This is a genomic window from Geobacillus sp. BMUD, from assembly GCF_013096845.1.
In the GTDB taxonomy this organism is placed as follows: Bacteria; Bacillota; Bacilli; order Bacillales; family Anoxybacillaceae; genus Geobacillus; species Geobacillus vulcani.
In genome coordinates this window covers 1-13,488 of record NZ_SDLA01000029.1, presented here as the reverse complement: position 1 = coordinate 13,488, position 13,488 = coordinate 1, and the positions used below count along the sequence as shown (strand labels likewise).

Below are 13,488 nucleotides of genomic sequence, written 5' to 3'. Positions count from 1 at the left end.
TATATGATACTATAATTTTACTGAATCTATACTATTTTCAGTAAAATATAGTTAAGGCGATTCATCTCCCACTTACTCCGCTTCGCTTCGTTGAAGTGGGAGTCTTCTCGCCTAATTAAGATAAAAAATCTGCTTGACGACCAGAAAAACAAAGAGTATACTCTTAGTATACTTTTGATACTAGGGGTATCCACCATGAAAGAACATATCGCTGCTGTGCACAAACAAACGATTGCTCAAGCGGCTGAGCAGCTGTTTCTCGAACGTGGGTTTGACGGCACGTCGATCAGCGATATTTGTGCGGCATCGGGATACAGCCGCCGCACGGTGTACCGCTACTTTGCCACGAAGGAGGAGATTTTGTACTACATTGTCGTGAATGGTCTCGAACAGTTGCGTGATCGTCTCACCGACATCGTGCAAGCCGAGCAGCCGTTTTTGGCCAAGTACGAGCACATTTGTGCGGCGATGCGCGCTTACTACGAACACTGTCCCATTTCGGCGCGCGCCGTCCGCGAGTTTCGCCCGCCATCGTTGGGCGCAGTGACACCCACCATGGAAGCTATTTTCTCTTTAGGAACGGACATCAATGACGCCCTCGCCCGCTGGATCGAGCAAGGCATCGCAGAAGGCGTTGTCCGTGAAACCGCAGACGTCATGATGGCCGTGTACGTGTTTTCTGCACAACTGCATGCGTTGTTTGACCTTGTCGAAACAAAGGGATCGTTTTTGCTGCCGACACTCGGCAAGACGAAAGAGCAGTTTTTTGCCTACGGCCAGAAGATGATTTTCAATAGCCTCGCAAAGGAGCCGTTGCTATGAAACCAAATGAACCGAGCATGACCGCATTGATGTCCTGTTTCGTCCGCGCTTATCATACGGAACATGACACGCCTGTCATTTTTCGTGACGATATGGCCAGACAGCTGATCACGGATGAAGAATACAAACAAATCCAAACCTTTCTCGCCAACGGCTTGGGATTTTTTTCCCCCGAGCGGCTTGATGCATTCTCATCGGACGAAGAGAAAGTGAAATGGATCGTCCAAACGCAGCTCGCTCCGACTCCGCTCGCTCGCGCTGCCTATACCGAACGGATCGTCCAACACGAAAAACGGCTCGGCGCGACGCAATATGTCATGTTAGGAGCAGGGCTGGATACGTTCGCCTTCCGCCATCCACACAGCGGCCTGACGATATTCGAAGTCGACCATCCCAACACGCAGCAATTCAAGCGCGAACGCCTCCACATGGCCAGCTGGAATATGCCGAGCGGCTTGCAACTGGTCGCCGCCGATTTTACCAAGGATGACGTGGCTTCTCGATTGCTCGCAGCCGGCTTTCGCCCAAGTGAAAAAACGGTGTTCAGCCTGCTTGGCGTCTCATATTATCTGGAAAAAGAGCACTTCTATCGTCTTTTACACCAACTCGCTCCATTGATGACAGAGGGCAGCTCCATCGTGTTTGATTTTGCCGATGAGCAGCTGTTTGCCTCCCCCGTCAAGCGGGTGCAAAACACGCTCGCCCTCGCCCGGCAAAGCGGTGAGCCGATGAAAGCGGCATATTCGCTGGAGGAACTTGAGAAACAGCTGCAACATCACCGTCTCTTCATTTTCGAACACGTATCGCCGGAACAAATCCAAGCGGAATTTTTCTCGAACCGAAACGACGATCTGACAGCGTTTGAACATGTCCATTATGTCCATGCGGTGCGCAAATAACATCCGGGAGAGGCCAGAGGCCTTCCCGGACGGATCTATTTTCACGCGGCAAATACAGGCATGTAAAAAGCGGGAGTAGGTTCATCTATGGGAACAAAAATGGAAAACAAGGTCTTCTCCTAATTGGTTATATTCATTCTCTATCAATCTGCCATAATAATTGGGATTCGAAAAACAGAAACCGCCATCCTTATCCTCATGTTAATCCAATCATCGATTCCCTAAGAGCCCCACGTTCCTCATGATTATGTCATATTGAAACATGTCTATTCATCAAAAAAATCGACCGAGTCCTCTTTTAAGCATTCCGCTTCAAAGAAAGACTCGGCCGACAGGTTCCTTCTTATTGCCCTTTCGTCACCGTCGCTGTGGTCGCCTCACTATGGTTTTGTGCTGCGTCTTCCTGCATCACAATGACCGTCAGCTGACCATGGTTCAATGCGGACAGATCGAGCGTCTTGGAAAAACTCCCATTCGAGTCCGCCGATGTCCATGCAACAAGCGATTTTTGCCCATCCGTAATGATGATTTGCACCAATGCGTTGCTTTCTGCCGTTCCTGCGATCGTATAGGCCGCTTGATTTTGGTTCGTAACGGCTGGCAGGGCGTTCAACGATGGAGCGTCAACAGTGGTATCCTTCCAAACCGTCGCGGTTGCCTCCAGGCTTACATTGCCTGTAACGCTCGTTTGAACGGCTGTAATGGTAATCAGTCCATCGCTTAACGGCGAAATATCCGCTTCTACGCGGTATCTCCCGTTTTCTTCCACCGTACCGACTGTGCTGATTTCATTCGTGCCATCGGACAACGTGACCTCCACTTCCGCTCCTGGTTCTCCCTTGCCCGTGACTTCATAAGCGGTGGCATCTGTGCCGGCATTCACATATCCTTTATTGTCAATAGACGGCTTGGCCGGAGAAGCCAACGATTTGATGAGGACGACGCTTGCCATCCGGCTTTCATTCCCCGCCTGATCGATCGTTTTCACACGGATGATGACCTTCCCATCTTTCAGCGAAGACGTATTGATCTCTACTTCATAGTTTCCATCTTCATCTACCAACCCGCTTGCCAAGACGGATTTTTTTCCATCGGCAGCCTCCACCACCACTTTCTCTCCAGGCGTGCCTGTCCCTGTGACTGGATACGCTTCATAGTTGAAAGCGTTAATATATCCTTCATTCAACAGTTCAGGAGCCTCTATGCTCACATCTTTCCGAAGCACGTTCTTCGATTGGCCGCTTTGGTTTCCTGCCGAATCCACGCTAACCGCGGAGACCGTAATCTCTCCTTCCGCCAATTTTCTTGCATCGATCACCGCCTGGAATCTCCCTTTGCCGTCTGCATGCACCGTTTTGGTAATGCGCTGCTTTCCATCGCTCAACGAAACCTTCACAACGCTATGGGGTTCTGCTGTTCCTTGAACAGCATAAGCGTTCTGCTGCTTGGCATTGATCCATCCTTTGTTCGTGATCACCGGAACGGAAGGAGCCTTCGTATCCTTGATCATCTTTTTCTTTACACTGCTGTATTTCTGACCCTTGACGATTTGGATGACAGATAGGGTTAGCGTTCCGTCCCGTAACGTCGATACGTTGACCGGCGCCTCAAACGCTCCGCTCTTTTGAACAACAGTGTAACGAGTGACAGATGCTTTTCCATCGGTGATGACAATTTTGATCTTCGCTCCCTTGAGCCCTTTTCCTTTTACGATATACTCTTTTACAGTCGAAGCATTCACCGGCTGTGCACTTTCAATGGCAAGCTTGGCCGGTTTCGCCGCGTATGCTTCAGACTCCGCCGCCCCCACTATAGCTAAACTGACGGCTGCGAAACTAGAAACCACCCATTTTTTCCAACCCATACCGATCCCCTTTTCATGATAATTTTGCTCGTCGAAGCAGAAAGAGAAAATACGGCGCACCGATGAAGGCCGTTAAGATGCCGACCGGAATTTCGATTGGCGCCGCGATGGTTCTTCCCACCGTATCCGCGCCGATCATCAACATCGCTCCTAATAAGGCGCTGACCGGAATGAGCCGCTGATAATCCGCCCTTGTCAACAAACGGGCGAGATGGGGGATGACGAGTCCCACAAATCCGATCGGACCCGATACGGCCACGGCGCTTCCGCACAAACCGACCGCGATGAGGAAGATCAGGAAGCGCACCGCCTGAACACGCATTCCCAAGCTTGCGGCGACATCATCGTGCAACTGCAAGACATTCAGGCGGCGATAACAAAGGTAAGCCAACGCGAGCCCCATCACCGACCAAGGAACAATGAGAGCAACATGTTCCCATGTCCGTCCCCATAAACTCCCCGCCAACCAAATGACCGCAGCATCAATCCCTTTGGTCGCAAAAACCAAAATCCCCGTAACAGCCGCCTGAAACAAGGCGTCAAAAGCAATCCCTGATAGAGCAAACCGCCCTTTATCCATCCCTTTCTTCCAGGCAAACGCATACACGCAAAGGCCGGCGAAGAGAGCCCCGAAAAAGGTGGCAAACGGCAGGCCGCTGGCAGGAAAGTGCGGAATGATCAGCAATGCCAGCACGGCAAACAAGCTGGCGCCAGCCGTCATTCCAATGACATTCGGAGCGGCAAGCGGGTTTTGCGTCACGGCTTGCAACAGCGCCCCGGATACGGCGAGGTTGGCACCGACAAACATCCCAACCAATATTCTTGGCAAGCGATATTCCCAAACGATTTCCCCGTTGAGGGAAGACGTTCGGTTGAACAATGCCTCCCATACTTGTGAAACAGGGATTTTCACATCCCCGAAACAAGCGCCGAGAGGCACGATGATGACAAGAAGCAACGCCAAACCAGCCACAAGTCCCACATCACGCTTACGCATTCCATTCGCCCTGCTTCCTAATCAAATACAAAAAGTATGGGCAACCAATGGCGGCGGTAAACACCCCGACAGGAAGTTCAATCGGCTGCGCCACTAAGCGTGCAAGCAAGTCCGCCATCAAAAGCAACATTCCCCCGCACAAGGCGCTGACTGGAATGATATGCCGATAATTCACGCCGACCATTTTTCGGACGATGTGCGGGATCATCAAGCCTATAAACCCGATCACCCCGGATACGGACACCGCACTTCCAGCCAAAATAATAATGATGACTGCCATCACTGTTTTGAGAATTCCCACATGAATACCAAGCCCTTTCGCTGTATCATCGCCCAGCTCCAACAGATCCAGTTTCGAAGCGATCATGATGGAGACAAGCAAGCCGGCGAGAGACCATGGCGCGATCATCGAAAAATGACGCCATGTCAATCCATTTAACCCGCCGGCCAACCAGGCATATACGGCGGCCGCATCTTGGCCAAGCAAGACCAAAATTCCAACCGTGATCGCATGCAAAAATGCGCTGACAGCCACTCCGGCAAGGGTCAAACGAACCGGGGAAAGAGCGCCTCTCTTCAAGGACAAACTGTATACGAGAGCCCCTCCAACCGCCGCCCCCAAAAAGACAAGGGGAGAAAAGAAAAGCAGGGGAAGGCCGGCAAAAAAATATTCGATAAGGACAACCACCACAGCAGCGCCGGCCGACACCCCCATGATTTTCGGCTCAGCCATCGGATTCTTGGTTAAGCACTGCATCATCGCGCCAGCGACCGCCAGATTCGCCCCAATCAAAACCGCTAGAAGGGCGCGGGGAAAACGCAGATCCCAAACCACCGTTCGTGCTTTGGATCCATCGTCATGAAAAAGAACATCGATCACCTTTTGAACCGGCACGAAAAACGGACCAGAGACCAACGAAACGATCATCAACAAAACGATGCCCAGTCCTGCTATGGTGCTGATCCATATGGCTTTTTTTCCGTATGTCAAAGATGACATCCTCTCGCTAGCCCCATCCCATCACTGATAACGTTTTAAAATGGATGCTGCTTCTTTTACAATCAATTTCGCTGCCAACGGTCCCCGACTGCGAGACCAAAGATCGCGATTGACTTCCACCACCCGCTTCTTTTTCACCGCTTTTAATTGGGACCAAATCGGGTTGGCTTTCACTTTTTTCAGATCATTCTTCCCAGGATCTGTATAGGCAAACAGCACATCTGGATCGATTTCTAAAATTCGTTCTAAACTTACTGTTTTAAAGTCGGAGTATTCATCCCCTTTTTCCTTAAAGGCATAATCCGCCTTAAGGGCAGTAAAAATCGATCCAGAGAATGAGTTGTCCTGCCATACGTTAATGCCATCTTTATTGACGAAAAAGCCCAATACACGAAGATTTTTATCTTTTAATTTTGCTTGTTGCGATTTCAATTCTTTATAAAACTGATTCACGAACGATTTTGCCTTCGCCTTCCGGCCTAAGATGTCTCCCAATACAAGGAGCTGGTTCATCGCCTCTTTGTAGCTGTTTGCGCGGAATCCCGCCACGGGTGCAATCTTTTTCAACTGAGGAATAATCGCTTTATGAAACTCAAATTCATGGTCGATAATGATTAAATCCGGTTTGAGCGCTGCGATTCTCTCCAAACTCGGGGCGCTAAGAGCTCCAACGCTCGGTACACCTTTTAATTTATTGCGCAAGTATGTAGGCACCGTTCCCGAATTCGAAATGGTATAGCCCACCGGCTTTAATCCCAACGTAACCACAGCATCGGTCCCCGCCATGCTTAACGTGACAATCCGCTTCGGGGTTCCCTTGATTACCAGCTTGCCAAGCTCTGTTTTAAACACCCTTGTCTTGGCTGCAGCCTCCACCGATGCGGCCGGTTGAGCCAATGGCACAAGCAGCACGAGCAGCGCCATCAGCACGGCAAGAAGAGAAGTCCATTTTTTCTGCACCACGTTACATATTCCCCCTTCAACCTCTATTTAATAATGATAATCCTTATCAATTAAGATCATAATTGATATTGAATATCTTTGTCAATACAATGATAAAAAATCCTTTGCCTTTCCGTTTCCAACCCATCAACATGCCGCTTCATCCATGGCGCCGCGTTCCTTCATCAATGGGCTAGTCGATGTTGGCTTGGTCGCAACGAATAAACCAAATCATTCCGGTCATGCTAAAAGCGAACCATGGTGTGGAAGGAGTCGAACAAACATGAACTTACAATCCGGCAAATTGTACTGGCCCACCACCTTGCCAGCCCCGCCGAGCTACCCGGTCTTGGAGGAAGATATTGACTGCGATGTACTCATTATTGGCGCAGGTACCTCGGGCGCCCAATGCGCCTACTTCCTGAGTGACACCGACCTCGACATCGTCGTCGTCGACAAGCGAAAAGCGGGACATGGGAGCACGGCCGTCAACACCGCCCTCATTCAATACTTGGGGGAAAAAATGTTTTTCGAGCTGATCAACAGTTTTGGCGAAGCGTACGCAGCCCGGCATCTCAAGCTTTGCGAACAGGCCATCCGCGATCTCGCTCAGGCTGCCGGAAAGCTGCCGCTCGATTGCGAATTTGTCACCCGCGACAGTTTGTATTACGCCAGCTCTTCTGAAGATGTAAGCAAGTTGGAAAACGAATACGCCGCTCTCCAGAAACACGGCTTTGCCGTCGAATGGTGGACGGAAGAGCAAATCGCCCGCCACTACCCGTTCCGCAAGCCCGCGGCGATGCTGACGAAAAACGATGGCGAAGTCAATCCATACAAACTGACGATCGGCTTGCTTGAATACGCCAAAAACCGCGGTGTCCGCCTGTTCGAACAAACCGAAATCAACGGAAAAAAACTAGAAAAAGACAAAGCAATTTTTTATACGAAAACGGGAGCGGTCATCCAAGCAAAATCCGTCATCATCGCCGCGGGATATGAAACGTTGGATTTCAAAAAGGACCGGAACGCTGTGTTGACGAGCACGTACGCGGTAGTCACCAATCCAGTCGATGATTTCTCGAGCTGGTACAACCGGACGCTCATCTGGGAAACCGCCCGTCCCTACATTTACATGCGGACGACCGCTGACAACCGCGTGATCATTGGCGGGTTGGATGAAGATACGACCTACGCCGATGAACGCGACGCGAAACTCATCCATAAGCGCGACCAGTTGATCGCCGAATTCAATCAGCGCTTCCCCACCATCAATGTGCAGCCGGAATTTTACCTCGGCGCCTACTACGCCGGCACGCATGACGGCTTGCCGATCATCGGGGTGTATGACGAATATCCGAACTGCTATTTCGTCTATGCTTACGGGGACAACGGGGCGGTCTACAGCATGGTGCTTGCCAAATGCCTGCGCGATTGGATCGCAGCCGGCCAAAGCGATGACGCCCAACTCTATCTGCCCGAGCGCCCCTTGGCCTCTACGCTGCGGCCGTGATCATGCCTTTTCGCGCACAGGGACGGTGACAAAATGATCGTTCCTCATTGGCTGGGGCAAAAACCAAAGCTGGCAACAGGAGTGTGGATCGAAAAGGGCCCTTGGCTTCAAGGCGAGTACAGGATGTCCAACCAATGTTTCAGCGCATATGCAGGGAGAAAAGGGGGCAACACACGCGGAGCCCCCTCCCTCTCCCCAGCCAAATTCGCCGACTTCACTCCTCCACTTGTCCTTTGACGCCAATTCGTGCGCATAATGCTGCACGCCGCACACAAATCTATTGTGAATAGCGGCCATGCTAACACCATCTTTTTCTATCAGCCGTCTTCAATACGAAGGCTCTTTTTAAGCCATTGAGTATACATTGAGATGATAAAAAGGAACCCCAGCATAAATAACTTGTCGCGGATCAATATACGAATCAAGCTACTTCCCCCCCTTTCCACATCTGTGGAAGAAATAAACCAAATCATTGTTTTTCGAATAATAAAGCAATCCTAGCGCTACGTTCCGCAGCACATGCTTATTCAAAATATAGAAAAAAGACAGCCCTTTCGAAAACGCGTATTCTACATATGGTTTGCGAAGTTCGTTTTCATATTGCTGCAAAAGCAGCTTTGCAAACAACAAAGAAATCGGAATACTCAGACAAGCAATGGGCAAAAAAAGGCTTCTTTCCTCTCCTATGGAAGCAGGCTGAAAGATGAGCCAGCCGGTCTTTTTAAATATTGCAATTACGATTAACTGAAAGGTCACGATAATCAGCAGATCGGGCAAGGATTCAAAAAAAGCCAATATCATTTTGATTCGCTCCATATGGCTCCGAAAGAAAAGAAGCGTGATATACGTTATCACCCATGCTACTATATAGTGCTACCACGATTGCCAATCCGCATAATAGAAGCGACTCCCGATAATGAATAAGAATTTGCGGGAATACTTTTCTATTCATTCCATATTCGATACTCAGTGGATGAATAAGCTTCATAATGATGTACCCTAATGTTTTTTTACATATTCCGTTACATTGATCGAAATATTATGAAATAAGCTAGGGAAACCGCTGATCATCACGATTCCCGCGATGGCAAACAAGCATTCCAATATTATTCCGGCCACAAATTTCATCGTTCTTATCAATAGCGCTCCTCCTTATTGTCAGCATCCATCAGCTCCATAACTGATTCAACACCTTAGCGAACAGGCTAAATCGAATGTAATACTGCATGTCTAACTTTCTTACTAATTCCCCCTTCCATAAATAAGCCAACTGCTTAGGCAGCAAAGCAATCCGCTGCGGCTGCCACATTGCCTTCAACCACGAATGACTCTGCATCAGCGCGAACATGAAACTTTTCGAATTCCTTTTTTTGCTGTTGGATAAGTGGTTGCCGTCTTGTCTTCTAATAAACTAAGAGCTGCTACGACGAGAGCTCCTGAACACATAGAACCTATTCATTGCTGCGAACGACTTAATTCTTTTGAGGCAATTTTCATCATAAAGCTTCCTTTTGCGCCCGAACCACTCGCAAACGTACAAACCGATCTTTCGAGTTCGTATAGAGGCTCTGCTTTTCGCATTCATGTGACATACTCCCACCACCTACGCTAACGCTTCGAGGTGGGGGCTTCTCAGGTCATCCCGTCTAACGCAGGAAGTTGACCGAGCGATCCCCGTGTGCCCCACGGTTCAAGATCCAGTTAGGCCATACCTAACTGTTTCAGGTCTTCCTTTTTGAGATTGATGGCAGCATTGGCATCTCGATCAGCCTCAAAACCGCTAGAAGTGGGAGACTTCTTTCGGACAGAGGTTAAAATATTCATAATATGAAGAAGCAATGGTTCCCCCCTCTTATCACGTACAAAAAATTAGTGCACAACCTCCAATAATAAGCAGGAGCGAGATAAAAATGAACCACATCGATAGGGAAGGGGATAATGAGAATACGTCTAACATTTCAAGAAAAATAGCTACTTTCTTTCTGTTTGACGGCAAGTTTCTATATTCCTTCCAACTTGCCTTGAAATATAGTACTCCAAAGGGAAAAAGTCCTAAGCCTACTGCTAGCATCACCATCCCCATCCCGAAAGTGCTCATCGTTAGTTCCCCTCCTTGTATTTCATATTGTCCATACTTCATCGTTTCCCATAAAGTTGGAATATGATCGGCTTTTACCGCCCTTTCCTTGTCGAATGAATCTACGGCGCAAAATAAAATATTCCCATTGATATCGTAACAAACAGCTCCACGTGGCATAAGGGGTCGATTGTTTCTTTTCCCATGATCATGATGACTATAAAAATTGCTCATCTATTTAAATAAAGTACGTTGTCAATCCCAGTATCGTTCCATTAATGATACCGACCAAGCAGGCTGCCTTACTTCGCCTTTGGGTAAGAACTCCTTCATAACCGGTTTAATATCAATAATCGGAGTACCATCTATGGCATCTAATCCTCTTACTTTCAATGTTCGCCCTTTATGTTCTAACAATTCAACGGTTGTTAAACCTAATTTATTCGGTCGATTTTTGCCTCTTTGAGCGAAAATTCCGACCTTTGGATATTCTTTATTATTTCTTGGATGCCTTGCTCCATATTGAATTTTGTCATCTGTAACTCGGTCAAAATAAAAAATAATATCTAAATGCGAAAACTCACTGATCCCTTGTAAAGCTGAATCATCGATTTCATCTGATAATTCAATGATTGAAATCACACTACCCCACTTATCATCTTCCACATCTTTGCGGTTGTTTTTCACAAATGCGATTGGTGTAATGGTATATTGCATCATTTTCCCTCCTCGTTTCACTATTAACCTACTTGTAGCCAACCATAAATTGCAGAGTGAGCGTCCGCAACGATCATTCTCCCACGTAAAGGCCAAGATATGAAAAGATTGATTTTCCAGATCGTTTGATAGAAAGTGCTATTTAACTCCCTGTTTTCGGCGCTTCTAACTTCATTATGGCACCAAAATACTGTTGAGCCGTCGTAAAGGTAATAAACGCGCAAAGCTCACTGATTTCTCCTTCGGAAAAGGATTCCCTCAATATGTCAAAAGCAGAATCCGGGATATCTCCTTTTTGTTTTAAAAAGACCTCCACAAATCCTACGGCAACAGCGATTTTTTCATTAAATGAATGAGGTTCAGGTTTTCCTTTGGCTTTGCAATATTCACAACCATTCCCTTGCGCTAATGTTCTTTTCATTCGGCTGATAGCAGCCCGTCTTTTTCTCATACTTCTCCTAAATGTGCCCACACCCTCCATCACTTCTTTGTTATGTCCTAAACGCTTCTGAAACAGTGTATTCCCGAAAGTGGATGCGTGAATTCTTGCCATTTGCTCATCCCTTCTGGTAGTATTAATGAAGAGTAAATTTGTTACAATCCATTATAAAACAAATACCCAATAAGGCTACAAAAGTAAAGTGTTTTGTGACTCGTTCAAGTCAATCGACAACCAATCCCATACAGATAAAAAACGAGTATTCCTATGAGGAAATACATGATTAATGGTTTGGAGGTATTGTATATGTATGTCACAGTCGCAGATTTCATTAGGGAATGGAATTGGGAAGCAAGCCTAACTCAAAAGGTTTTGGATGGTTTGACCGATGAAGCGTTAAACCAAAAAGTTTACCCAGAAGGTCGTACGCTAGGAAGGATTGTGTGGCATTTTACAACAAACATCCCCGAATACTTAGCCCATTTCGGTTTGAAGATCGATAAAGTAGAAAATGCAGAAAACGTTCCAACTTCAGTCAAAGAAATAGCAGAAACCTTTCAAAAGGTAAGTTCCTATGCGGCCAAAGTCATTGAACAACAATGGACAGACGAATCGTTGAAGGAAGTGCAAAATGCATTCGGAAGGCAAGAAACCAATGCTCAAATCTTAATGGGGCTAATCAAGCACATCATTCATCATCGTGGCCAAGTGACCGTTCTCATGCGTCAAGCGGGACTCAAACCTTTTGGAGTTTACGGGCCATCAAAAGAAGATTGGGTTCATTTCGGTGTGGACAATCCACCGCTTTAATCATCATAGTCTAACGGGTGCATTAGTTGAAAAGAAAAGGGAAACCCCGATTAGGTATCATTCCCACAGGAAGGAAAATGTTCCATCGTTTAGCGTAATCATAAAAAGTACGAAGAGAAACCATTAAGACGGGAGGTAGGACGATTGCTAATCGGAGGGATTAATCATTTGACGTTCTCTGTATCTGATCTAGAGAAATCCATTCATTTTTACCAAAACGTGTTCGGAGCAAAGCTATTAGTCAAAGGGAGAAATTTGGCTTACTTTGATTTAAACGGGATCTGGTTAGCTTTAAATGTTCAACGAGATATTCCTCGAAACGACATCCAGCATTCATACACCCATATCGCTTTCTCTGTAAAGGAAGAAGACTTTGATCGTGTAGTGGAAAAATTGAAAGAGTTGGGCGTCAATATTCTTCCAGGTAGAGAAAGAGATGAAAGGGACAAACGTTCCGTCTATTTTACAGACCCTGATGGACATAAATTCGAATTTCATACAGGCACGTTGAATGACCGATTATCCTATTACAAAAGTGAAATGCACCATATGCAATTTTTGGATTAACATAACATCGAAATTACATCTTTATTTTTATGAAATGAGGTGCCAGAATGATCGTTATTAACAAAAATCGGTACCGTCAAGAATTTTGTGTAATGTAATGGGGTAGGGTTTCTCTGAAATGGATTTGGAATGAATAGGGAACTAGTTTCCTCCACACAGGAGACTGAATATTCAGTCTCCTGTGTGGAAAGGGAGAATCCCCCTATTTTGTTTATTTACAGTATTTGGTTAATGATAACGTTCTTCAAACATTCGTTGAAGGGCTTCATGCGCTTCGGTAAATCCTCGTAACTTTCGCCCTGCCCATTTCTCATTAAAATCTTGAATGGTCAAATACACGACTTTTTCCGCGGCTTCTAAACTGCTCAAACTGTTCATCGGCTTTAGACGTTTCCGAATCTCCTTGATCGTTCGTTCGATGGCATTGGTCGTGTAAATCACACTTCGAATACTGCTTGGATCGTCCATAAAGGCGAGGAGGACATCCAACTCGTTGGCCCAAGATTGAACTTCTCTCGGATACTTGCTTGACCATTTCGACTCAAACTGTTGAAACATCTGTAATGCCATCTCCTTATTCGGCGCGCGATAAATCAGCTTGAGGTTCTCTGCCACTTCGAATTGATCTTTTTTCCGAACACGATTGAAGGTATTACGTACTTTGTGAACGACACAACGCTGCACATCGGCTTTCGGATAAACCGCCTTAAAGGCTTCTGTAAATTAGCACATTATTTCAGAATCCCTTTTTCAAATTATTTCGGACGGATTCGGAAATAATGTGCAAAATCTTTGCGAATTATTCCAGGTTTTGCAGATTATTTCCGAACATTTGCACATTATT

Annotated in this window: 12 protein-coding genes and 1 pseudogene; 5 read left to right on the top strand and 8 right to left on the bottom strand. The window is 46.8% G+C overall.

The window, feature by feature from the left end; all coding sequences use genetic code 11:
• The first annotated feature begins 195 nt into the window (after positions 1–195).
• A complete protein-coding gene (locus ETC05_RS16970) occupies positions 196–822 on the top strand; it encodes a TetR/AcrR family transcriptional regulator (protein WP_031407495.1) in 627 nt (208 codons plus the stop codon).
• The gene (locus tag ETC05_RS16965; protein WP_171661518.1) at positions 819–1,721 is read left to right on the top strand and encodes a class I SAM-dependent methyltransferase; all 903 of its coding nucleotides are present in this window, start codon (positions 819–821) and stop codon (positions 1,719–1,721) included. Before ETC05_RS16970 ends, ETC05_RS16965 begins: the two co-directional genes overlap by 4 nt.
• A gap of 343 nt (positions 1,722–2,064) precedes the next feature.
• Here the strand turns inward: ETC05_RS16965 and ETC05_RS16960 are convergent, their stop codons facing one another.
• Genes ETC05_RS16960 through ETC05_RS16945 form a run of 4 tightly spaced genes read right to left on the bottom strand, consistent with a single transcriptional unit; the run spans position 2,065 to position 6,545 of the window.
• On the bottom strand, positions 2,065–3,585 hold the full coding sequence (locus ETC05_RS16960; protein WP_171661517.1) for an Ig-like domain-containing protein: 1,521 nt from the start codon (positions 3,583–3,585) through the stop codon (positions 2,065–2,067).
• A gap of 13 nt (positions 3,586–3,598) precedes the next feature.
• Complete coding sequence (locus ETC05_RS16955; RefSeq protein ID WP_171661516.1) at positions 3,599–4,582, bottom strand: FecCD family ABC transporter permease; 984 nt, start codon at positions 4,580–4,582, stop codon at positions 3,599–3,601.
• The gene (locus ETC05_RS16950; protein ID WP_237746886.1) at positions 4,575–5,582 is read right to left on the bottom strand and encodes a FecCD family ABC transporter permease; all 1,008 of its coding nucleotides are present in this window, start codon (positions 5,580–5,582) and stop codon (positions 4,575–4,577) included. The genes ETC05_RS16955 and ETC05_RS16950 overlap by 8 nt, the downstream gene beginning before the upstream one ends.
• Before the next feature lie 21 nt (positions 5,583–5,603).
• Complete coding sequence (locus ETC05_RS16945; protein ID WP_031407485.1) at positions 5,604–6,545, bottom strand: ABC transporter substrate-binding protein; 942 nt, start codon at positions 6,543–6,545, stop codon at positions 5,604–5,606.
• Between the two features lie 262 nt (positions 6,546–6,807).
• Here ETC05_RS16945 and ETC05_RS16940 point away from each other — a divergent pair, with 262 nt between their 5' ends.
• Positions 6,808–8,034, top strand: a complete 1,227-nt coding sequence (locus tag ETC05_RS16940; RefSeq protein WP_031407483.1) for an NAD(P)/FAD-dependent oxidoreductase — start codon at positions 6,808–6,810, stop codon at positions 8,032–8,034.
• A 426-nt stretch (positions 8,035–8,460) separates the two neighbouring features.
• Here ETC05_RS16940 and ETC05_RS17970 read toward each other — a convergent pair whose 3' ends face one another.
• From ETC05_RS17970 to ETC05_RS16925, 3 genes are all read right to left on the bottom strand, one after another.
• On the bottom strand, positions 8,461–8,850 hold the full coding sequence (locus ETC05_RS17970; protein WP_231559857.1) for an ABC transporter permease subunit: 390 nt from the start codon (positions 8,848–8,850) through the stop codon (positions 8,461–8,463).
• Positions 8,851–10,366: 1,516 nt separating this feature from the next.
• Positions 10,367–10,828: a tRNA (N6-threonylcarbamoyladenosine(37)-N6)-methyltransferase TrmO gene (gene tsaA / locus ETC05_RS16930; protein WP_031407475.1), complete on the bottom strand. Its 462-nt coding sequence runs from the start codon at positions 10,826–10,828 to the stop codon at positions 10,367–10,369.
• 142 nt (positions 10,829–10,970) lie between these two features.
• Positions 10,971–11,381: a carboxymuconolactone decarboxylase family protein gene (locus ETC05_RS16925; RefSeq protein WP_031407474.1), complete on the bottom strand. Its 411-nt coding sequence runs from the start codon at positions 11,379–11,381 to the stop codon at positions 10,971–10,973.
• A 192-nt stretch (positions 11,382–11,573) separates the two neighbouring features.
• Between ETC05_RS16925 and ETC05_RS16920 the strand changes: the two genes are divergently transcribed.
• A complete protein-coding gene (locus tag ETC05_RS16920; RefSeq protein WP_171661515.1) occupies positions 11,574–12,077 on the top strand; it encodes a DinB family protein in 504 nt (167 codons plus the stop codon).
• Positions 12,078–12,221: 144 nt separating this feature from the next.
• A complete protein-coding gene (gene fosB / locus ETC05_RS16915) occupies positions 12,222–12,644 on the top strand; it encodes a metallothiol transferase FosB (protein ID WP_031407470.1) in 423 nt (140 codons plus the stop codon).
• Positions 12,645–12,872: 228 nt separating this feature from the next.
• On the opposite strand, the pseudogene ETC05_RS16910 reads toward fosB, so the two are convergent.
• Positions 12,873–13,361: pseudogene (locus tag ETC05_RS16910) on the bottom strand (transposase); the annotation flags it as partial.
• Positions 13,362–13,488: the final 127 nt, after the last annotated feature.

What these genes read in the sequence shown, in the direction of transcription:
- ETC05_RS16970 (WP_031407495.1), top strand. Translation starts at nt 196, where the DNA reads ATGAAAGAACATATCGCTGCTGTGCACAAACAAACGATTGCTCAAGCG.
- ETC05_RS16965 (WP_171661518.1), top strand. Translation starts at nt 819, where the DNA reads ATGAAACCAAATGAACCGAGCATGACCGCATTGATGTCCTGTTTCGTC.
- ETC05_RS16960 (WP_171661517.1), bottom strand. Translation starts at nt 3,585, where the DNA reads ATGGGTTGGAAAAAATGGGTGGTTTCTAGTTTCGCAGCCGTCAGTTTA.
- ETC05_RS16955 (WP_171661516.1), bottom strand. Translation starts at nt 4,582, where the DNA reads ATGCGTAAGCGTGATGTGGGACTTGTGGCTGGTTTGGCGTTGCTTCTT.
- ETC05_RS16950 (WP_237746886.1), bottom strand. Translation starts at nt 5,582, where the DNA reads ATGTCATCTTTGACATACGGAAAAAAAGCCATATGGATCAGCACCATA.
- ETC05_RS16940 (WP_031407483.1), top strand. Translation starts at nt 6,808, where the DNA reads ATGAACTTACAATCCGGCAAATTGTACTGGCCCACCACCTTGCCAGCC.
- ETC05_RS17970 (WP_231559857.1), bottom strand. Translation starts at nt 8,850, where the DNA reads ATGGAGCGAATCAAAATGATATTGGCTTTTTTTGAATCCTTGCCCGAT.
- tsaA (WP_031407475.1), bottom strand. Translation starts at nt 10,828, where the DNA reads ATGCAATATACCATTACACCAATCGCATTTGTGAAAAACAACCGCAAA.
- ETC05_RS16925 (WP_031407474.1), bottom strand. Translation starts at nt 11,381, where the DNA reads ATGGCAAGAATTCACGCATCCACTTTCGGGAATACACTGTTTCAGAAG.
- ETC05_RS16920 (WP_171661515.1), top strand. Translation starts at nt 11,574, where the DNA reads ATGTATGTCACAGTCGCAGATTTCATTAGGGAATGGAATTGGGAAGCA.